The following is an 18,940-nucleotide window of genomic DNA, read 5'->3' as shown; positions in this document are numbered from 1 at the left end:
AGGGTGGAGCGACCCCGCGATGGGTGGTGCGGGGAAATCTGAAGGGGTGCCGAAGGGGCTCAGACGGTCTTGCCGGTGGCCGTGGAGGCCTTCAGCAGCCGCAGCTTCGGCAGGGGCCCGGACGCACCGCCGCGGCGGTGCAGGGAGCGGGCCGCGTAGTCGCCGGCGAACTGGATGAGGGAGATGACGACGGCGAGGATCGCCACGGTGATCCACATCAGCTGGGTCTCGAAGCGCTGGTAGCCGTAGCGGATCGCGATGTCGCCGAGCCCGCCGGCGCCGACCGTTCCGGCCATGGCCGAGTAGCCGATGAGCGCGACGATCGTGGTCGTGGTGGAGGAGATCAGCGAGGGCAGTGACTCGGGCACGAGGACCTTGCGTACGACGGTCCAGGTGTTGCCGCCCATCGACTGCACGGCCTCGACGAGCCCGCCGTCCACTTCGCGGACAGCCGTCTCGACCAGGCGGGCGAAGAACGGGATCGCGCCGATGGCGAGCGGCACGATGGCCGCCTCACGGCCGATGGTCGTCCCGGTGATCGAGCGCGTGAAGGTCATCAGCGCGACCATCAGGATGATGAAGGGCATCGAGCGGGCGATGTTCACGATCTGGCCGATGACCTTGTTGGCCAGCACGTTCTGGAGCAGTCCGCCGCGGTCGGTGAGGACGAGCAGGACGCCGAGCGGGAGTCCGCCGACGACGGCGATCAGCGTGGACCAGCCGACCATGTAGAGCGTGTCCCAACAGGCCTGGGACAGCAGCGGCTGCATCTCGGACCAGCTCACTTGGCACCTTCCTTCACCAGCGCGGGCTCCTGGCCCACCACGTCGATCTGCAGGCCCTGTTCGCGCAGGAAGCCGATGGGCACCACGTTGTCCTCGTAGCGGCCGGGCAGTTCGATGCGCATCCGGCCGATCTGGAGGCCGCCGACGGTGTCGATGGCGGCACCGAGGATCGATATGTCGATGTTGTAGGTGCGGGAGAGCTGGGAGATGACCGGCTGGGTGGCGGCCTCGCCGTGGAAGGTGACGTCGAGGACGGTACGGTCGTCGCCGGAGGCCTCGCCGCCGACCGGGAACAGCGCGGCGGCCAGTTCGGAGCCAGGGGTGCCGAGCAACTCGCTGACGGTCCCGGACTCGACGATGCGTCCCTTCTCCATGAGGGCGGCCGAGTCGCAGATCGACTTCACCACGTCCATCTCGTGCGTGATGAGCAGGACGGTCAGGCCCAACTGCCGGTTCAGGTCGCGCAGCAGCTGGAGGATGGAGCGGGTGGTCTCCGGGTCGAGGGCGCTGGTGGCCTCGTCGGAGAGCAGCACCTTGGGGTCGCCGGCGAGTGCGCGGGCGATGCCGACACGCTGCTTCTGACCGCCGGAGAGCTGGGCCGGGTAGGCCTTCGCCTTGTCGGCGAGACCGACCAGGTCGAGCAGTTCCAGCGCCTTGCGGGAACGTTCCTTCCCTGACGTGCCGAGGATTTCGAGCGGCAGCTCGACGTTGTCCTGGACGGTCCGGGTGGAGAGCAGGTTGAAGTGCTGGAAGACCATGCCGATACGGCTGCGCGCCTGCCGCAGCTCCCGGCCGGCCCGGGGACCGCGCCCGGCGAGGGCGGTGAGGTCCTGGCCGTCGACCGTCACGGTGCCGGCGGTGGGACGCTCCAGGAGGTTGACGCAGCGGATGAGCGAGGACTTGCCGGCGCCGGACTGGCCGATCACGCCGTACACCTCGCCCTCACGGACGTGCAGATCGACGCCGTCGAGGGCGGTGACCTCGCGGCCGCGGGAGCGGTAGACCTTGGTCAGGCCCGTTGTGGTGATCACTGGGATTCCATCACTGTTGAGTACGCGGGCGTGGGTGTGCCCTGGTACGGGAGGGAAAATGTGCGCGGGGCAGCCGGGTCACATACGGCGCGGGGCGTACGGACAGGCCACGGCGGCGGCTCGCTTCGGGGCGCGAGGCTCTGGGGTGGTGCGGGGGCCCTCTAGAAGGCGCACATTCGACACATACAACGAGCACCGGGCGTCATGGTCGCCTCGGTCGCAGGGGTGCGGTCGCTCGTCGTGGTCATGCGATCAGTAAACCAGACCTACGGTCCTGACAGTCCGCCGCTGTCCGCATGCTGGACAGCGGCGGACGCCCGTCAGCGGCGCGCGGAGATCTCGATGAGGTGGTCGGTGACCAGCGCGGACAGGGCCGAGAGGTCCTCCACCACGAGGTCCGCGTCCAGCTCCCGCGCCGGGTGGGTTGTGGCCAATGCCACGGTGGTCATCCCGGCCGCGCGGCCGGCCTGGAGACCGGCCGGGGCGTCCTCGAAGACCACGCAACGGGCCGGGTCGACGCCCAGCCGGCGGGCGGCGAGGAGGTAGGGCTCGGGGTCGGGCTTGCCACGGGTGATGTCGTCGGCGGCTATCAGCGTCTTGGGGCGTATCCCGACCGCGGCGAGGCGGGCCTCGGCGAGCCGGCGGGTGGCCGAGGTGACGACGGCCCAGCGCTCGGCGGGGAGGGAGTCGAGGAGGGCGGCGGTGCCGGGGAGCAGCCGGACGCCGCCGCCCGGGACGTCCTCCACCTCCAGCTGCTCGACCCGGGCGACGGCCGCCGGGACGAGGTGGGCGGGGACCAGGTCGGCGACGATGTCCGCGGCGGTCCGGCCGTGCAGTTCGACTCGGGCGAACTCCTCGGTGACGCCGTACTCCGCCGCCCAGCGGATCCAGCAGCGCTCCACGGAGTCGAGGGAGGAGACCAGGGTGCCGTCGTTGTCGAAAAGCAGGGCTTGTGCGTGGATCGTCATGGTCTAGACCCTACGGTGTACGGCAGGGGCGACGGCGTGCGGCCGTTTCCGCCGTAATAAGGTCACCGCATGCTCAATGCCCTGTTGCTGGTGACCGGAGTCGCCGCGCTGCTGCTCGCCGCATGGTGCGGCTGGGCCGCGTACCGGGACCAGCCGACGAAGGACTGGCACTTCATCGGGATGGCCGTGGTGTCGGTGCTGGCGGTGATCCAGCTGGCGGCCGGGATCGTGCTGCTGGCCCGGGGCGACAAGCCGGCGCAGGGTACGACGATCTTCGTGGCGTATCTGCTGGGCGCCTTCGCGTGTGTCCCGGCGGCGGGGTTCATGTCGCTGGCCGAGCGGACCCGGTGGGGCTCCGTGACGGTCGCCGCGGGCGGTGTGGTGCTGGCCGTGCTGGAGGTGCGGCTCTATGACATCTGGGGAGGGTGAGATGACGACCGTGGAGCAGAGGCCGAAGCGGCTCACCAGTGGGCCGGGCACGCTTCTGGTGTGGTTCTACGGCGTGATGGTCGTCGGGGCGGTGTCGCGATCCGCGTACCAGATCGCGACCGAGTTCGACCGGGCGCCGCTCGCGTACTCGCTGTCGGCGGTCGCGGGAGTGGTGTACGGGTTCATCACGTACACGCTGGTGCGGGGCGGCGAGACGGCGCGCAGGGTGGCGCAGGCGTGCTGCGCCGCCGAGCTGGCCGGGGTGTTGATCGTGGGCACATGGACCCTGGTCGACTCTTCGGCGTTCCCGGACGCGACCGTGTGGTCGGACTACGGGATGGGGTACGTGTTCATTCCGGTGCTGTTGCCGATCTCGGCGTTGTACTGGTTGCGGAAGGGCGCGCGGGACGAGCGGGCCTGAGGAGTGTGCGCGACTGCGGGTGCGTTGGGGCTGGTCGCGCCCACGCGGCGGTAGCCGCACATCAAGCAGAGCCCCGCGCCCCTTTCGGGGCGCTCCACTTCGGGACGTTGAAAGCTAGGCCGTGGTCGCGTACGTACCGGCCGGCTTTTCCAGGACGATCATCGGGACGCCGTCTGCGCCCTTCGACGTGCCTACCGTTTCGTAGCCGACGCGGCGGTACAGGCGGAGGTTGCCCTCGCTGCGGTGGCCGGTGAAGAGGCGGAACCTCTTGGCGCCGCGCTCCTCGACCAGCGCCGACTCGGCCGCGCGCAGCAGCCGCGCGCCGATGCCGTGGCCCTGCAGGCGGGGATGGACACAGAGCTTGCCGATGGCGGCGGCGCCGTCCTCGGTGACCGAGCCGCGGACCGAGCCGACGACCTCCTCGCCGAGTCGGGCGACGAAGACGCAGTCGGACGCGACCTCCTGGCGAACCGAGTCGAGGCTCTGGACGAGCGGGTCGATGCGGTAGTTGCCGTACAGCGCCGCCTCGCTCTGGAAGCACAGGTACTGGAGCCTGAAGATCTGCTCTGCGTCCTGCTCGGTCGCCACCGAGATGGTCACGCTCATGCCCATGTGCGCACGCCTCCCGCTCACCTGATCGCCTGTCGTTCTCACTCCTATCCCCGCGCTTCGCGGGACGCAACCTCCGGCGTCAACAAACGGCGCAGACATCCCAGACATCTGGAACGTTCCGGTCCCAGACTGCCCTGTGAGATACCCAACTCCCCTGCGATCTCCCGGTATGTCAGGTCGTTCGGGGAGAGCAGGGCCTGCAGGAGTCGGGGGCAGCGGCCGGGGAGGCGGGCGACCGCCTCGCGCACGGCACGGCGGTGGGCGGCCGTGAGGACGCGCTGTTCGGGCGTGAGGGTGGCGTGGTCGGCGGGATCGGTGCCGTCGGGGCGTTCATGGCGTGTCGTACGGCGGGTGCGGCGGGACTCGGCACGGACGGCTCTGCGCAGCCAGTCCTCGGGGGCCCGGGGCGGCCCGTGGGCCGCCAGCCGCTCCAGGAGGCGGAGCCAGACCGTCTGTTCCAGATCGCCGGGATCGCTGCCGCAGGCATACGCCTCGGCCGAGGCCTCGGCGGTGAGCAGGGGGCCCAGGGCGGCAACCAGGTCGTCCGTCATATGCGGAACGACGCGGCCGCCCCGGGACAGGTTGCCGGGGCGGCCGGGAGTCACCCCGAACGGGGTGCGAGGGCTCAGCCGTTGACGAAGGCGTCGCGGGCCAGGACCGCGGTGTCGGCGTTGTCCGAGAAGACTCCGTCGATACCGGTCTCGAAGTACGTCCGGAAGACCGGGAAGACATCGCCGTACGCGGTGACGTCGCTGCCCTTGCGGTAGGCCGGCGGCAGGAAGGGGTTCTCGTTGCGCATGGTGTAGGGGTGCAGGACCAGGCCCACCTTGTGCGCGTCCGCGACCAGCGTGCTCGGCTTGGTGAAGTCGCCGCTCGCGTCCTTCGGGATGACCAGGTCGAGGGTCGGGCCGATGCCCTGCGCGTAGCCGGCGATCTCGCGCAGGCCCTTCGGCGTGATCAGGTCGGCGACGGTGCGCGGGTCGCCGGTCGCGACGAAGTCGTAGGGCTGGGTGTTCGCCGCGGAGAGCAGGACGACGAGCGGGTTGTCGAGCAGCGTGTTCAGGCGCTGGATGCTGGTCGGCTCGAAGGACTGCAGGATGACCGGCGAGTTCCGCTTGTCCTTGCCGTACTTGCGCAGCAGCTTGGCGACCCGCTCCTCAAGGCCGAGGCCCAGCCTGCGGAAGTAGGTGGGGTGCTTGGTCTCGGGGTAGATCCAGACCTGCTTGCCGCGCTTGCGGGTCTGCTCGTCCTGCCACTTGAGGACCTCCTCGAAGGTGGGGATCTCCCAGTGGCCGTTGTAGAGCGTGTTGTGCGGGCGGTTGGCCGGGATGCGCTCGATCGCGCGCAGCGTCTTCAGCTCGGCGAGCGTGAAGTCCTCGGTGAACCAGCCGGTGGTGGGGATGCCGTCCAGGACCTTGGTGGTCTTGCGGTCGGCGAACTCCTTGTGGTCGGCGACGTCGGTGGTGCCGCCGATCTCCGGCTCGTGACGGCAGACCAGGTGGCCGTCCTTGGTGGGGACGAGGTCACCGGCCTCGACTATGTCGGCGCCGAGGTCGAGGGCCAGGTTGTAGGAGCCGAAGGTGTGCTCCGGGCGGTAGCCGCTGGCGCCGCGGTGGCCGATGATCGTCGGCTTCGGCAGGCTCTTTAGGCCGCCGTGGCCGGACTGCCTCGCCTCGGCCGCTCTGGCGGCGCCGGGCAGTCCGAGGACCGCCCCGCCGGCGCCGAGCACCGCGGCGCCGAGCAGTGCCCGCCGTCCGGTCATGCCGTTCACCTGTGTCCGCTCGTTCGAGTCGTTCGTGTTCATGAGCGCTCTCCTGACCTTCGCCCTTCGATGCCGGCTGATCGTAGGGCTGCGCACGTGACCGAAGGGAGACCGTCGGCCCAACTGCCGGATGACTCCGTATGGCTGATGAACGGCGCGTCATGACGGTCCGTCGGCGACTTCCGTCACATCGACGCGGCCGCGCCGCAAGCTGTCTCCCGGGCGGCACCGCAGGTAAACCCGCGTCAACAGTGCGTAAGACCTCGGTGAACCGGCCGTCCTCGATGTGCGCTCCCCAGGGAGCCGCGAGTAATGTCCTCACCTGCACAGACTCATACCGCCCCTCGACATCGGAGGACCCGTTGTCCCGCTTCGCGTTCATCAAGGCAGTGCTCGGACCGATCATGCGCCTGATGTTCCGCCCCCAGGTGGAGGGCGTGGAGCACATCCCGGGGGACGGTCCGGTGATCCTCGCCGGGAACCACCTGACGTTCATCGACTCGATGATCCTGCCGCTCGTGAGCAAGCGGCAGGTGTTCTTCATCGGCAAGGACGAGTACGTCACCGGGAAGGGCTTCAAGGGCCGGCTGATGGCCTGGTTCTTCACCGGCGTCGGCATGATCCCGGTGGACCGGGACGGCGCGAGCGGCGGTGTCGCCGCGCTGATGACCGGCAAGCGGGTCCTGGACGAGGGCCGGATCTTCGGGATCTACCCGGAGGGCACCCGCTCCCCCGACGGCCGGCTGTACCGGGGCCGTACCGGCATCGCGCGGCTGACGCTGATGACCGGCGCGCCGGTGGTGCCGTTCGCGATGATCGGCACCGACAAGCTGCAGCCGGGCGGCGCGGGCATCCCGCGGCCGGGCACGGTCACCGTCCGGTTCGGCGAGGCCATGGAGTTCTCCCGGTACGAGGGGATGGACCGGGACCGCTACGTGCTGCGGGCCGTGACCGACTCGGTGATGGCCGAGGTCATGCGGCTGTCCGGGCAGGAGTACGTCGACATGTACGCCACGAAGGCGAAGGCCGCCTGACACTCTTTCGGCGCAAGGGCACGGGCCTGAGGTCCGTGCCTTCTGTCTGCCATCCGCCTGACATCTGTCCACGTCCGCCTGGCGGTGGAATCTGGCCCGACACTTCGGTCATTCCTTCGCATTTACCGGCCATATGAGCAGACAGCATGTCTTATTCAGACATGCAGAAACCTTCTCGGCGTACCCTGCTCAGTGCTCCGTTCGCTGCCGCCGGCGCGGGGCTCCTGTCTGCTTGTTCCGACTCCGACTCCCCCTCGCGCCCGGGCCCGCAGCACACGGCCCGGACCGCGGCTTTCGTCCCGCAGGGACCCAAGGGGTTCGTCAACCCGTCGGATCCAGAGGTGCTCGCGACCGAGCGGAAGCGCGGCTCCGGCCCCGTCCGCATGGTCACGTTCACGGCCGCCGAGAGCATGCTGGACCTGGGCGGGCGGTCGGTGCACAGCTGGGCATACAACGAGTCGGTTCCGGGTCCGCTGGTGCGTGTCACCACCGGTGACGTCCTGAGCCTGACCGTCAGCAACCGGCTGACCGAGAAGACCACGCTGCACGCCCACGGGGTGCGGCTGCGCTGCGACATGGACGGCGTTCCGGACCTGACCCAGCCGGCCATCGCGCCGGGGACGGACTTCGTCTACCGCTTCGTCGCCGCTCACCCGGGCACCTATCTGTTCCACTCGCACGTCGGCATGCAGCCCGACCGTGCCCTGTACGCGCCGTTCATCGTCGACGACCCGAAGGAGCCCCTCGCCTACGACAAGGAGTGGGTCGTCGTCCTGGACGACTGGGTGGACGACATCGACGGCTCCAACCCCGAGCGGGTGCTCGACCAGCTCAAGCCCGGCGGCTCCATGGCGATGCACATGGGGATGGGCATGGGGCCCGGCCACGGCAGCCCGAGCCCGCGCCGGTCGGCGGGCACGTCCCCGGCACCGTCCAAGTCGGGGTCCAAGACGCGGACGGGCCCCGACCGGGTGCTGCGCGACTCCCACAGCAGCCTGCTGCACGGCGAGGGCGGGAACGTCGCCTACCCGCACTACCTGGCCAACGGACGGCTGCGCACCGACCCCTCCGTCTTCCGCTGCCGCCCCGGTGACCGCATCCGGATCCGGATCATCAACGCGGGCTCCGAGACGGCGTTCCGGGTCGCGCTCGGCGACCACCCCATGACCGTCACCCACACCGACGGCTACCCCGTGCAGCACAAGACGACAGACGCCCTGCTCGTCGGCATGGCCGAGCGGTACGACGTCCTCGTCACCGCCAAGGACGGCGTCTTCCCGCTCGTCGCACTCGCCGAGGGCAAGCCGGGCAAGGCGCTCGCGCTCCTCCGCACCAACAACGGAAGAAACCTTCCGTCGCCGGATGTCCGCCCGAACGAGCTGGACCGGGAGATCGTGCCGGCCCGCCAGCTGCTGCCGGCCGAATCCGTCCGCATGGACGACCGGAAACCCGACCGCGACCTGCGGATCAGGATCACGGGCACGATGGAGAGGTACGACTGGGGGTTCGACCACAAGACGTACGACGTGCGGCAGCGGCATGCGGTGCGGGCCGGTGAGCGGGTGCGGCTGACGCTCATCAACGCGACCGACATGTGGCATCCGATGCATCTGCACGGGCACACGTTCTCGGTCACCGGGCTGAACTCGGCGGGAGCCCGGAAGGACACCACGATCGTGCTGCCGCACCGCAAGCTGGTGCTCGACTTCGACGCCGACAACCCCGGGCTGTGGATGCTGCACTGCCACAACCAGTACCACTCGGAGAGCGGGATGATGACGGTGCTCGGCTACCAGAAGTGAGACGTCACGCCGACAGGGCGCCTTCCAGTTTCTGCCCCTTCAGCAGGAACCAGGCCGCCACCGCCGTCGCCAGCAGGACCGCGGCGCCCGCGCCCGAGGCCAGGTGCAGGCCGTGGACGAAGGAGTCCCGGGCCGCCGCCAGCATCTCGGCCGCCGTCTGCGGGGGCATGGCCGTCGACGCCCGCACCGCCGCGCCCAGGGATTCGTGGGCGGCGGCCGGGGTGCCCGCCGGGCCCGGGAAACCGCGGTAGACGCCCATCACGATCGAGCCGAGCAGGGCGATGCCCAGGGCCGCGCCCAGTTCGTACGCCGTCTCGGAGACCGCCGAGGCGGCGCCGGCCTGGTCCCTGGGGACGCTGGAGAGGATCACGTCCGCCGTCACCGTGAAGGAGAAGCCGGCGCCGACGCCGACCACCAGGAGGGCCGCGCCGAGGATCGGATAGCCGGTGGACTGGGAGAGCGTGGTCAGGGCCGCGAGGGCCACGCCGACGGCGGCCAGGCCACCGGAGACCACCGCGCGCACCGAGTGACGGCGGGCCACCCGGCCGGCCACCAGGCCCGCCGCCACCGCGCCGACGGCCGCCGGGAGTTCGGCCAGGCCCGCCTCGAACGGGTGCCTGCCCTGGACCAGTTGCAGGTACTGGGAGAGGAAGAACACCAGGCCCGACATGCCGAGCACGGTCAGCAGGTCGGCGAGGACCGCGCCGCTGAAGCCGCGCCCGCGGAACAGCCGCATGTCCAGCAGGGGCTTGGGCAGGGTGAGCTGGCGGCGGACGAAGCCGTAGAGGGCCGTGGTGCCGAGGAGGGCGGTGGCCGCGGTGACTCCGGTGAGGCCGTGGGTCGCGGCCTCCTTCACCGCGTACACGACCGCGATCATGCCGACCAGCGACAGGACGACACTGATCAGGTCCCAGGGACCGGGGTCGGGGTTGCGGGACTCGGGGAGCGTCCTGATGCCCACGAGGACCAGGACCACCATCACCGGCAGGTTGATCAGAAAGACCGAGCCCCACCAGAAGTGTTCGAGCAGGAAGCCGCCCACGATCGGGCCGACGGCCGTACCGGCGGAGGCGGTGGCGCCCCAGATGCCGACGGCGAGGCTGCGCTCGCGCGGGTCGTGGAAGAGGTTGCGGATCAGGGCGAGGGTGGCGGGCATGAGGGTCGCGCCGGCGACGCCCAGCAGGGCACGGGCCGCGATCATCGTCCCGGGGGTCGTCGCGTACGCGTTCAGGACGGATATCGCGCCGAACGCCGTCGCGCCGCCGAGCAGGATCCGCTTGCGGCCGATGCGGTCGCCGAGGCTGCCCATGGAGACCAGCAGTCCCGCGATGACGAACGAGTAGACGTCACCGATCCACAGCAGCTGGGTGCCGGAGGGCTCGAGGTCTTCGCTGATGTAGGGGGTCGCGAGACCGAGGACGGTCGCGTCCACGGCCACGAGCAGCACGGCGAGCACCAGGACGGAGAGCGCGAGCCAGCGGCCCGGGCGCTTCTCCTCCGTCTCCGTGGCGAACGCCGGCCGCACGGTGCTGGTCATGATTCCTCTCTTCGTCGTGCACCGCCGAGCAGCAGCTCGACGATCATGTGGGTGAAGTCCTTGGGGGCGACCCTGCCCTCCGTCACCGCCCAGGCGGCGGAGGCCAGCAGGCCGTACAGGGCCTCGGTGAGCCAGGCGGGGGTGAGGTCGATACGGAACTCGCCGCTCTGCTGGCCGCGCCGGAAGAGGGCCGCGATGCGGTCGTCGATCCGGGTCCAGCCCTGGTTCTGCTGCTCGCCCTCGAACAGCTGGTTCTCGGTGTAGAGGAAGGCCAGCAGCCCGGCGGCCGGTTCGATCTCGCGGACCAGGCGGTGCACGGCGTCGGCCGCCGGGCCCTCGTCCAGGCGGGCGGTGTCCAGGGCCGCCTCGCACTCCTCGATACCGAGCGCCTCCAGTGCGCGCACGAGCGCGTCCCGGCCCGCGAAGTGCCGGTGCAGGGTGGCCCGGCTGATCCCGGCGGCCTTGGCGACCTCGTCCATGGTCGCGGTGGATCTGCGGGTCAGCAACGCGGCTGCGCTGCGCAGCACCTGCTCACGATCAAGGGCCATGAGACAATGGTAGCGCATGTGAGACACATCTGTCTCATCCTGGGCACGCGTGAGTCACAGAAGGGTCAGGGATGGTCTCGCGTCAGTGCCAGGGCAGGCTGCCGCGGCGCTCCCAGTAGGCGTGCGGCTCCTCTGCCAGGGCCGCGAGGCGGGTCAGCTGGTCCTCGTCGAGGTCGACGGCGGCCGCGTGCAGGTTGGAGACGAGCTGGGTGAGCGTCGCCGCGCCGGACAGGACGACTCCGGCCCAGGGCTGTCGCAGTACGACGGCGAGGGCCACGGCGTCGGAGCCGAGACCGGTCTCCTCGGCCACGGCACGCAGCGGGTCGGGGGCGTGCGGGGCGGCCAGCCTGCCGTTGGCCATGCCCTCCTTCACGATCACCGTCAGTCCGGCGTCGTGCGCCTCCGCGAGGGCGGGTCCGGCCGAGGTCTCCAGGGCGTTGTACGTCGACTGGACGGTACGGAAGAGGGGCTCGCCGTCGACCGTGACGGCGAGGGCGGCACGGATGGCGTCGGCCTGGGCGGGCCCACTGGTGGAGAAACCGACGGTGAGGCCGGTGGCCGCCGCTTCCGCGAGGCGGGCGTGCAGTTCCTTGTCGGTGAGGGCCGGACTGTCCGGGGTCACCGAGTGGATCTGGTAGAGGTCGAGGTGGTCGCCGAGGAGTTCGGCGGTCTCGGCGCGCTGGCGGTCGTAGGTCTGGACGCTGTGGTCCTTGACCTCGTGCGTCTCGGCGTCCGCGGACCAGCCGGCGGTGTAGGTGTAGCCCCATTTGCTGCCGACGACCACGTCGGCGGCGGCGTCGGGACGGGCGTTCAGCCAGTCGGCGAGGAACTCCTCGGAGCGGCCGTAGGAGCGGGCCACGTCGAAGTAGCGGACGCCCTGGGCGTAGGCGGCGTCGAGGAGTTCGTGCGTGCGGGTGCGGAGGGCGCCGACGCTGCGGTCCTCGCCGAGGTCCTCCTCCCGGCCGAGGTTGATGTAGCCGGGGCGACCCACTGCGGCGAGGCCGAGGCCGATGTGGCAGGTGGGGGTTGTTGCTGTTGCCAGTCGGGCGAAGGGCATCGCGGGCTCCGTCAGGTCGGCTCCGGTTCGGCTTCTGACCAACGTAACCCGCGATGAGCCTCGCCTCAGGGCTCGGGTGGTGCGGTGTGTTGGCGGGTGCGGACGCCTTGTGGCCTGTCGCGCAGTTCCCCGCGCCCCTTTAGGCCTGCTGCCGGGCCGTTGCCCAGGAGTGCTGGTCCGCTACATCCGCCTTCACTTCCGCCAGCTGCACCGCCACCGCGCTCGGCGCCGTCCCGCCCCGGCCGTTGCGTGAGGCCAGGGCGCCCGGGACGTTGAGGACTGTCCGCACCTCCGGCGTCAGGTGGGCGCTGATCTTCGCGAACTGGTCGTCGGTCAGTTCGTCGAGCTCCTTGCCCTCGGCCTCGGCCGCCTTGACGCACTCGCCCGCCACCTCGTGGGCCACGCGGAACGGGACGCCCTGCTTGACCAGCCACTCCGCGATGTCGGTGGCCAGGGAGAAGCCGGCCGGGGCCAGTTCCTCCATGCGCTCGCGGTTGACGGTGAGGGTGGCCATCATGCCGGTGAAGGCGGGGAGCAGGACCTCCAGCTGGTCGCAGGAGTCGAAGACCGGCTCCTTATCCTCCTGGAGGTCGCGGTTGTAGGCGAGGGGCAGGGCCTTGAGGGTGGCCATGAGGCCGGTCAGGTTGCCGATCAGGCGACCGGACTTGCCGCGGGCCAGCTCCGCGATGTCCGGGTTCTTCTTCTGGGGCATGATCGAGGAGCCCGTGGAGAAGGCGTCGTGCAGGGTGACGAAGGAGAACTCCTTCGTGTTCCAGATGATGACCTCCTCGGCGAGCCGGGAGAGGTTGACTCCGATCATCGCGGTGATGAAGGCGAACTCCGCCACGAAGTCGCGGGAGGCCGTGCCGTCGATGGAGTTGGCGGAGCTGCCGTGCTCGAAGCCGAGGTCCTTCGCCACCGCCTCCGGGTCCAGGCCGAGCGAGGAGCCCGCGAGGGCGCCGGAGCCGTACGGGGAGACGGCCGTGCGCTCGTCCCACTGGCGCAGCCGCTCCGCGTCCCGGGACAGGGACTGGACGTGGGCCAGGACATGGTGGGCGAAGAGCACCGGCTGGGCGTGCTGCAGGTGGGTGCGGCCGGGCATGGCCACGTCCGGGTGGGCCTCCGCGAGGCCGGTCAGGGCGTCCTGGAGGTCGGCGATCAGGCCGCCGATCACCCGGGCGTGGTCCCGGAGATACATCCGGAAGAGGGTCGCGACCTGGTCGTTGCGGGACCGGCCGGCCCGCAGCTTGCCGCCGAGGTCGGGGCCGAGGCGCTCCAGGAGGCCGCGCTCCAGCGCCGTGTGGACGTCCTCGTCGGCGATGGTGCCCACGAAGGTTCCGGCGGCGACATCGGCCTCCAGCAGGTCGAGGCCGGCGATCATGCGCTGGAGTTCGTCCTCGGTGAGCAGGCCCGCCTTGTGCAGCACGCGCGCGTGGGCACGCGAACCGGCGATGTCGTAGGGCGCGAGCCGCCAGTCGAAGTGGACGGACGCGGACAGCTTCGCCAGGGCCTCGGCGGGACCGTCGGCGAAACGGCCGCCCCAGAGCCGAACGTCACCGCTGTTGCTGCTCACTTGCGTTGCTCCTAGAGAGATACGGATGTGGCGCCGCCTCCCCGGCCATGAACGGGGAGGCGGTTGTCACGCTACTGCTCGGGCGAGGCCGCGTCGGGCTACGCCCGCAGTTGACGCTGCGCGGCGATCTTCGACGACAGGCTGTAGATGTCGATGAAGCCCTTGGCCGCGGCCTGGTCGAAGGTGTCGCCGGTGTCGTAGGTGGCGAGGTTGAAGTCGTAGAGGGAGGACGCGGAGCGGCGGCCGGTGACGACCGCGCGGCCGCCGTGCAGGGTCATCCGGATGTCGCCGGTGACGTGCTGGTTCGCCTCGTTGACGAAGCCGTCCAGGGCGCGCTTGAGCGGGGAGAACCACTGGCCGTCGTAGACGAGTTCGCCCCAGCGCTGCTCCACCTGCCGCTTGTAGCGGGCGAGTTCGCGCTCGACGGTGACGTTCTCCAGCTCCTGGTGGGCCGTGATGAGCGCGATGGCGCCCGGCGCCTCGTACACCTCGCGGGACTTGATGCCGACGAGCCGGTCCTCGACCATGTCGATCCGGCCGACGCCCTGGGCGCCCGCGCGCTGGTTCAGCTCCTGGACGGCCTGGAGCACGGTGACGGGCTTGCCGTCGATCGCCACCGGGGCGCCCGCCTGGAAGGTGATGACCACCTCGTCGGCCTCACGCGGGGTGGCCGGGTTCTGCGTGTACTCGTAGATGTCCTCGATCGGGCCGTTCCAGATGTCTTCCAGGAAGCCGGTCTCGACGGCGCGGCCGAAGACGTTCTGGTCGATGGAGTACGGGGACTTCTTGGTGGTCGCGATCGGGAGGCGCTTCGCCTCGCAGAAGGCGATCGCCTTGTCGCGGGTCATCGCGTAGTCGCGGACCGGGGCGATGCAGGTCAGGTCGGGGGCGAGGGCGACGATGCCGGCCTCGAAGCGGACCTGGTCGTTGCCCTTGCCGGTGCAGCCGTGGGCGACCGTGGTGGCGCCGTGCTTGCGGGCGGCGGCGACCAGGTGCTTGACGATCGCCGGCCGGGAGAGGGCGGAGACCAGCGGGTAGCGGTCCATGTAAAGGGCGTTGGCCTTGACCGCCGGGAGGCAGTACTCCTCCGCGAACTCGTCCCTGGCGTCGGCGACCTCGGCCTCGACCGCGCCGCACGCGAGCGCGCGCTTGCGGATGACGTCCAGGTCCTCGCCGCCCTGGCCGACGTCCACCGCGACGGCGATGACCTCGGCGTCCGTCTCCTCGGCGATCCAGCCGATGGCGACGGAGGTGTCCAGCCCGCCCGAGTAGGCGAGTACGACGCGCTCGGTCATGGGTCCCTCCTCACGTACATCCCCTGGCTATGCATGAGTATGCAGAGCCCTGCATGATTCGTCAATCCAGCCCGCTCCGTCACGGCGACCTTCCGGGCCGCGTCGGAGATTTATGAAAGGGGTTTGAACAAACGAAATCGCTTTCTCGTACCCATGCCTGAACGCCGGCGCCGCCTTTGTAAACCCACCTCTGACCCAAGTGAGGCATCCCCATGTCCAGGGCTCTTCCGAAGTACAACAAGCGTCGCGTCGCACTCATCGGCGGTGCCGCCGCCGTGGCGCTGTCCGGTGCGGTCATCGCCGGTTCGGCCCTCGCGGGTACGCCCGACAAGAGCAGTGGCACGAGCAATGCGCGCACCCTCGCCGCCTCGCCCTCCACCATCACCTGCCCGGACGTCGCCTCGCGGCTGCCCGCGGTCCCCGCCTCCGCGAAGGCCGAGGTGGACCGCAACCTCACGCTCCTCCAGACGCAGATCCAGGAGGCCAACAAGCGGCTGGTCGACACGGTGGGCCAGGGCGGGCCGAACTTCGTGAACAACGCGATCCTCGGACCCCTCAAGGACAAGCGGGTGGCGACCGTCAACCGGATCGCGACGGCGATCGGCCGGACGGCCGCCAAGCCGACCGGCCTGGACGCGCTGGCGCCCTGCACCCTGAACGCGAGCGGGACCGGCACGAACACCGGCAGCGGTACGAACACGGGCAGCGGTACGGCGGCGGGCACGGCCTCGGCCACCCCGAGCACGGCGGCCACCCAGCAGCAGTCGGCCGGCGGCACCGGCACGAGCAACTCCGCGGTAGGCACGATCACCTGCCCGGACGTCGCCTCGCGGCTGCCGGCGATCCCCGCGTCCGCGCGGGCGGAGGTCGACCGGAACCTCACCCTGCTCCAGACTCAGATCGACGAGGCCGACAACCGGCTTCGGACCACGGTCGGCCAGGGCGGCCCGAACTTCGTGAACAACGCGATCCTCGGACCCCTGGCGGACAAGCGGAAGTCGACCATCGACCGGATCGCGATCGCGATCGGCCGTACGTCGGCCAAGCCGACCGGCCTCGACTCCCTGGCCGCCTGCACGCTCACCAAGTGACGTGACAGGCAGCTGTGGCCGCCCCGTGTACAGCGCCGGCCGGGGCGGCCACAGTGGTGTCCGCAGGCCAGGGCCCGACCCTGGCGTCCGGATGCCGGAACTGCTCAGCCGCCCGAAGTGAATGCGCCGATAATTTCCCGGTATGGGAAAGACCTATGAGCGCATCGACGGCAGACTCCGCACGTTCATCGAGGAACAGCCCCTCTTCTTCACCGCCACCGCCCCGCTCGCGGGCGACGGCACGGTCAACCTCTCCCCCAAGGGCCTCAAGGGCTCCTTCGCGGTGCTCGACGAACACACCGTGGCCTACCTGGACTTCGCCGGCTCCAACGCCGAGACCATCGCCCACCTGCGGGAGAACGGCCGCATCACCCTGATGTGGTGTGCGTTCCAGGGCCCGCCGAACATCGTGCGGGTGCACGGCCGCGGCGAGCCGGTCTTCCGCGACGATCCGCGCTTCGGCGAACTGCTGACCCGCTTCCCCGGCATCGACCCCACCCCGCACGGCCTGCGCGCGATCATCGTCGTGCACGCCGAACTCGTCCGGGACACCTGCGGTTACGCCGTCCCCTACATGGCGTACGACGCCGACCGCGACCTGCACGGGAGGCGCTTCGCGCGCGAGGACGACGCCTCGCTGAGCACGTACTTCGAGAAGAAGGACCACATCGCGGTGAGCCTGGATGGCCTACCCGGGCTGCCGTTGCCGCTGCCGCCGTCTACCGTCTGAGCCATGCGTACAGGCATCGTCGTCACCCTTGTCTCCGCGTCCCTGCTGCTGCTCGGCGCGGCACCGGGGGGCGGGGACGCCGCGCCGCTGCCCGCGCGGATGGCCGACACGGGCGGCGGCGACCAGCTGATCACCGCGGAGGCGTCCGCGCTGAATTCGACCTCGGGGACTCTGACCTGGTGGGAGCGCCGGGACGGGCAGTGGGCGCAGGTGGGGTCGGCCGCGGCCCGGTTCGGGGCGAAGGGGCTGGTCGAGGGAGCCGAGCGGCAGCAGGGTACGAACACGACTCCGACGGGGTTGTACGACGTTCCGTTCGGGTTCGGCATCCAGCCGGCGCCGGCCGGGACTTCCGTCGACTACCGGGCGGTGAAGGCCGATTCGTGGTGGTGCGAGGACAACGACTCGACCTCATACAACCGTTGGGTCGAGCCGTTGCCGGCCGATTGCCGTGCCGCCGAGTCGGAACGGCTGTCGTCGTACACGACGCCGTACGCGCACGCGCTGGTGATCGGGTTCAACTACGAGCGGCCCGTGCGGGGGCGGGGTGCCGGGATCTTCCTACATGTCAACGGGCAGGGCGCCACCGCCGGTTGCGTATCGGTGCCCCTGGACACGATGCGGGAGATCCTGCGGTGGGCGGATCCTTCCCGGGCGCCGCACATCGCCATCGGGACCGCGAGCGGGGCCACGGCGATCACCCGGTACTGACGACGGTGGTGTCCGTGGTGCCCGTCGGCGGGTGCGGCGGCTCGCGGTAGCGCCGGGGAACCGGTCCTGACCGGGTCACCCGAGCGGGAGCCTGACCGTGAACGTCGTTGATCCCGGGGCGCTTGCCAGCGCGACCGTCCCCCCGTGCGCCTCCACCACCGCCGCCACGATCGACAGGCCCAGGCCCGCTCCCCCGCCGGAGGCGTCCGCGCGGCGGCGGTGTTCTGCTCTGGTGAAGCGTTCGAAGACGCCCGGCTGGATGTCTGCCGGGATGCCCGGGCCGTCGTCGTGGACCTGGAGGACCGCCGTCCCGCCGTCCGTCTCCAGCGTCACCGTCACCTTGGTGCCCACGGGTGTGTGCAGACGCGCGTTGGCCAACAAGTTGGCCAACACCTGTTGCAGGCGGTGCGTGTCACCCGGCACCGTCACCGGTTCCTCGGGCAGGTCCAGGGTCCAGCGGTGGTCCGGGCCCGTGGCGCGGGCGTCCGTCACCGCGTCCAGGGTCAGGCGGGTGAGGTCGACCGGGTGCCGTTCCAGCGGGCGGCCCGCGTCCAGGCGGGCCAGCAGGAGGAGATCGTCGACCATCTCGCCCATCCGGGAGGACTCGGCGGCGATGCGCTCCAGGGCCCGGGTGATCTCGTGAGGCAGCGGGCCCGGATGGAGCAGCGCCAGTTCCGCGTGGCCGCGGACCGAGGCGACCGGGGTGCGCAGTTCGTGGCTGGCGTCGGCGGCGAAGGAGCGCAGACGTTCCTCGCTGGCGTGGCGCTTCGTCAGCGCGTCCTCGACATGGCCCAGCATGCGGTTGAAGGCGGCGGCCACCCGGCCGACCTCGCTGCGGGGATCGGAGCCGGGCGCCCGGGCCGGCAGGGCCACCTCGCCGCTGGCGAGCGGGAGTTCGCTGACCCGGGTGGCCGTCGCCGCGACCCGGCTCAGGGGACGCAGGGACCAGCGGACCCAGAGGGCGCCCGCCACCCCGGCCACGACCAGGGCGAGGCCGAAGACCGCGGCGCAGACCAGTTCCAGGCGGTGCACCGTGGCCCGGACCGGTTCCAGGGGCAGCCCGGTGACCAGGACGTCGCCGTCGCGGCCGGTCCAGGCCAGCAGCCGGTAGTCGTGGATCGAGGCGAGAGGGACCGTGTGCGCCCTGCCGTCCACCGGTAGCCGGGCGAGGGCCGCGCGGTCCCCCGCCGTGAGGCCGACGGTCAGGTCGGGGTCGGCGCCGGACGGGATCAGGGCCGCGTTGGTGACCCGGCCGTTCAGGAGGCGGGCGCCGAAGGTGCCGGCGGCCTGGCGCCGGGTGTCGCCGTGCTCGTCGCCGTCGCGGTCACTGGGCTTGTACGAGCCGTGTTCCAGGGACTGCGGGAAACTCGGCCCGGTCTGCTGGAGCTGCTGGTCCAGGCGCCCGGTGAGAAAGCCGTTCAGCTCGACCACGGCCGCGACGCCCACGGCCGCGCAGCTCAGCGCGAGCAGGACGACCAGACCGGCGGTGAGGCGGGCGCGCATGGTGCGGGGGCGGGGCAGGCGCCGTATCCGGCCTGGCCGTCGTAGCTGTCGTAC

The 18,940-nt window shown here is 70.7% G+C and carries 19 protein-coding genes; 7 read left to right on the top strand and 12 right to left on the bottom strand.

The features are described from left to right. Nucleotides 1-59: 59 nt before the first annotated feature. From ACZ4N4_RS33060 to ACZ4N4_RS33050, 3 genes are all read right to left on the bottom strand, one after another. Nucleotides 60-785, bottom strand: coding sequence for a methionine ABC transporter permease (locus ACZ4N4_RS33060; RefSeq protein ID WP_467595694.1), 726 nt, complete (start codon nt 783-785; stop codon nt 60-62). Further along, on the bottom strand, nt 782-1,816 hold the full coding sequence (locus ACZ4N4_RS33055; protein ID WP_467595690.1) for a methionine ABC transporter ATP-binding protein: 1,035 nt from the start codon (nt 1,814-1,816) through the stop codon (nt 782-784). Before ACZ4N4_RS33055 ends, ACZ4N4_RS33060 begins: the two co-directional genes overlap by 4 nt. A gap of 320 nt (nt 1,817-2,136) precedes the next feature. After that, a complete protein-coding gene (locus tag ACZ4N4_RS33050; protein WP_467595687.1) occupies nt 2,137-2,784 on the bottom strand; it encodes an HAD family hydrolase in 648 nt (215 codons plus the stop codon). Nucleotides 2,785-2,853: 69 nt separating this feature from the next. Here ACZ4N4_RS33050 and ACZ4N4_RS33045 point away from each other — a divergent pair, with 69 nt between their 5' ends. Together ACZ4N4_RS33045 and ACZ4N4_RS33040 are read left to right on the top strand one after the other, a co-directional pair. Next, on the top strand, nt 2,854-3,213 hold the full coding sequence (locus tag ACZ4N4_RS33045) for a hypothetical protein (RefSeq protein WP_450758976.1): 360 nt from the start codon (nt 2,854-2,856) through the stop codon (nt 3,211-3,213). Then, a complete protein-coding gene (locus ACZ4N4_RS33040; RefSeq protein ID WP_453575514.1) occupies nt 3,194-3,634 on the top strand; it encodes a hypothetical protein in 441 nt (146 codons plus the stop codon). Before ACZ4N4_RS33045 ends, ACZ4N4_RS33040 begins: the two co-directional genes overlap by 20 nt. A 114-nt stretch (nt 3,635-3,748) precedes the next feature. Here ACZ4N4_RS33040 and ACZ4N4_RS33035 read toward each other — a convergent pair whose 3' ends face one another. From ACZ4N4_RS33035 to ACZ4N4_RS33025, 3 genes are all read right to left on the bottom strand, one after another. Beyond that, the gene (locus tag ACZ4N4_RS33035) at nt 3,749-4,246 is read right to left on the bottom strand and encodes a GNAT family N-acetyltransferase (protein WP_351700595.1); all 498 of its coding nucleotides are present in this window, start codon (nt 4,244-4,246) and stop codon (nt 3,749-3,751) included. Between the two features lie 44 nt (nt 4,247-4,290). After that, entirely contained in the window at nt 4,291-4,797 is a 507-nt protein-coding gene (locus ACZ4N4_RS33030) for a sigma-70 family RNA polymerase sigma factor (RefSeq protein WP_467595683.1), read from the bottom strand. A gap of 74 nt (nt 4,798-4,871) precedes the next feature. Next, on the bottom strand, nt 4,872-6,050 hold the full coding sequence (locus tag ACZ4N4_RS33025) for a glycerophosphodiester phosphodiesterase (RefSeq protein ID WP_467595681.1): 1,179 nt from the start codon (nt 6,048-6,050) through the stop codon (nt 4,872-4,874). A 320-nt stretch (nt 6,051-6,370) separates the two neighbouring features. Between ACZ4N4_RS33025 and ACZ4N4_RS33020 the strand changes: the two genes are divergently transcribed. After that, nucleotides 6,371-7,042 (top strand): lysophospholipid acyltransferase family protein, encoded by a 672-nt coding sequence (locus tag ACZ4N4_RS33020; RefSeq protein ID WP_467595678.1) that lies wholly within the window; start codon nt 6,371-6,373, stop codon nt 7,040-7,042. 161 nt (nt 7,043-7,203) lie between these two features. After that, a complete protein-coding gene (locus ACZ4N4_RS33015) occupies nt 7,204-8,844 on the top strand; it encodes a multicopper oxidase family protein (RefSeq protein ID WP_467595675.1) in 1,641 nt (546 codons plus the stop codon). Nucleotides 8,845-8,848: 4 nt separating this feature from the next. On the opposite strand, the gene ACZ4N4_RS33010 is transcribed toward ACZ4N4_RS33015, so the two are convergent. The 5 genes from ACZ4N4_RS33010 to ACZ4N4_RS32990 all read right to left on the bottom strand — a co-directional run bounded on the left by ACZ4N4_RS33010 (nt 8,849) and on the right by ACZ4N4_RS32990 (nt 14,854). Next, complete coding sequence (locus ACZ4N4_RS33010) at nt 8,849-10,381, bottom strand: MFS transporter (protein ID WP_467595672.1); 1,533 nt, start codon at nt 10,379-10,381, stop codon at nt 8,849-8,851. Further along, on the bottom strand, nt 10,378-10,929 hold the full coding sequence (locus ACZ4N4_RS33005) for a TetR/AcrR family transcriptional regulator (RefSeq protein WP_467595669.1): 552 nt from the start codon (nt 10,927-10,929) through the stop codon (nt 10,378-10,380). The genes ACZ4N4_RS33010 and ACZ4N4_RS33005 overlap by 4 nt, the downstream gene beginning before the upstream one ends. An 82-nt stretch (nt 10,930-11,011) precedes the next feature. Continuing rightward, complete coding sequence (locus tag ACZ4N4_RS33000; RefSeq protein ID WP_467595667.1) at nt 11,012-11,986, bottom strand: aldo/keto reductase; 975 nt, start codon at nt 11,984-11,986, stop codon at nt 11,012-11,014. A 139-nt stretch (nt 11,987-12,125) separates the two neighbouring features. Next, on the bottom strand, nt 12,126-13,559 hold the full coding sequence (gene argH / locus ACZ4N4_RS32995) for an argininosuccinate lyase (protein WP_453575500.1): 1,434 nt from the start codon (nt 13,557-13,559) through the stop codon (nt 12,126-12,128). Between the two features lie 98 nt (nt 13,560-13,657). Beyond that, the gene (locus ACZ4N4_RS32990) at nt 13,658-14,854 is read right to left on the bottom strand and encodes an argininosuccinate synthase (protein WP_467595664.1); all 1,197 of its coding nucleotides are present in this window, start codon (nt 14,852-14,854) and stop codon (nt 13,658-13,660) included. A gap of 212 nt (nt 14,855-15,066) precedes the next feature. Between ACZ4N4_RS32990 and ACZ4N4_RS32985 the strand changes: the two genes are divergently transcribed. From ACZ4N4_RS32985 to ACZ4N4_RS32975, 3 genes are all read left to right on the top strand, one after another. Beyond that, nucleotides 15,067-15,945, top strand: a complete 879-nt coding sequence (locus tag ACZ4N4_RS32985; protein WP_467595661.1) for a hypothetical protein — start codon at nt 15,067-15,069, stop codon at nt 15,943-15,945. Between the two features lie 142 nt (nt 15,946-16,087). Further along, the gene (locus ACZ4N4_RS32980; RefSeq protein WP_467595658.1) at nt 16,088-16,675 is read left to right on the top strand and encodes a pyridoxamine 5'-phosphate oxidase family protein; all 588 of its coding nucleotides are present in this window, start codon (nt 16,088-16,090) and stop codon (nt 16,673-16,675) included. Nucleotides 16,676-16,678: 3 nt separating this feature from the next. Next, on the top strand, nt 16,679-17,383 hold the full coding sequence (locus ACZ4N4_RS32975; protein ID WP_467595655.1) for a L,D-transpeptidase family protein: 705 nt from the start codon (nt 16,679-16,681) through the stop codon (nt 17,381-17,383). A 75-nt stretch (nt 17,384-17,458) separates the two neighbouring features. Here ACZ4N4_RS32975 and ACZ4N4_RS32970 read toward each other — a convergent pair whose 3' ends face one another. After that, nucleotides 17,459-18,886, bottom strand: coding sequence for a sensor histidine kinase (locus tag ACZ4N4_RS32970; RefSeq protein ID WP_467595839.1), 1,428 nt, complete (start codon nt 18,884-18,886; stop codon nt 17,459-17,461). Nucleotides 18,887-18,940: the final 54 nt, after the last annotated feature.

It is taken from the genome of Streptomyces sp. NPDC026538, from assembly GCF_055567535.1.
This window is presented reverse-complemented; position numbering and strand designations above follow the sequence as displayed.

Coding starts and splice junctions, on each gene's coding strand:
- ACZ4N4_RS33045 (WP_450758976.1), top strand. CDS start 2,854: ATGCTCAATGCCCTGTTGCTGGTGACCGGAGTCGCCGCGCTGCTGCTC.
- ACZ4N4_RS33025 (WP_467595681.1), bottom strand. CDS start 6,050: ATGAACACGAACGACTCGAACGAGCGGACACAGGTGAACGGCATGACC.
- ACZ4N4_RS32980 (WP_467595658.1), top strand. CDS start 16,088: ATGGGAAAGACCTATGAGCGCATCGACGGCAGACTCCGCACGTTCATC.
- ACZ4N4_RS32970 (WP_467595839.1), bottom strand. CDS start 18,886: ATGCGCGCCCGCCTCACCGCCGGTCTGGTCGTCCTGCTCGCGCTGAGC.
- ACZ4N4_RS33050 (WP_467595687.1), bottom strand. CDS start 2,784: ATGACGATCCACGCACAAGCCCTGCTTTTCGACAACGACGGCACCCTG.
- ACZ4N4_RS32990 (WP_467595664.1), bottom strand. CDS start 14,854: ATGACCGAGCGCGTCGTACTCGCCTACTCGGGCGGGCTGGACACCTCC.
- ACZ4N4_RS32985 (WP_467595661.1), top strand. CDS start 15,067: ATGTCCAGGGCTCTTCCGAAGTACAACAAGCGTCGCGTCGCACTCATC.
- ACZ4N4_RS33030 (WP_467595683.1), bottom strand. CDS start 4,797: ATGACGGACGACCTGGTTGCCGCCCTGGGCCCCCTGCTCACCGCCGAG.
- ACZ4N4_RS33000 (WP_467595667.1), bottom strand. CDS start 11,986: ATGCCCTTCGCCCGACTGGCAACAGCAACAACCCCCACCTGCCACATC.
- ACZ4N4_RS33010 (WP_467595672.1), bottom strand. CDS start 10,381: ATGACCAGCACCGTGCGGCCGGCGTTCGCCACGGAGACGGAGGAGAAG.
- ACZ4N4_RS33005 (WP_467595669.1), bottom strand. CDS start 10,929: ATGGCCCTTGATCGTGAGCAGGTGCTGCGCAGCGCAGCCGCGTTGCTG.
- ACZ4N4_RS32975 (WP_467595655.1), top strand. CDS start 16,679: ATGCGTACAGGCATCGTCGTCACCCTTGTCTCCGCGTCCCTGCTGCTG.
- ACZ4N4_RS33015 (WP_467595675.1), top strand. CDS start 7,204: ATGCAGAAACCTTCTCGGCGTACCCTGCTCAGTGCTCCGTTCGCTGCC.
- ACZ4N4_RS33040 (WP_453575514.1), top strand. CDS start 3,194: ATGACATCTGGGGAGGGTGAGATGACGACCGTGGAGCAGAGGCCGAAG.
- ACZ4N4_RS33035 (WP_351700595.1), bottom strand. CDS start 4,246: ATGGGCATGAGCGTGACCATCTCGGTGGCGACCGAGCAGGACGCAGAG.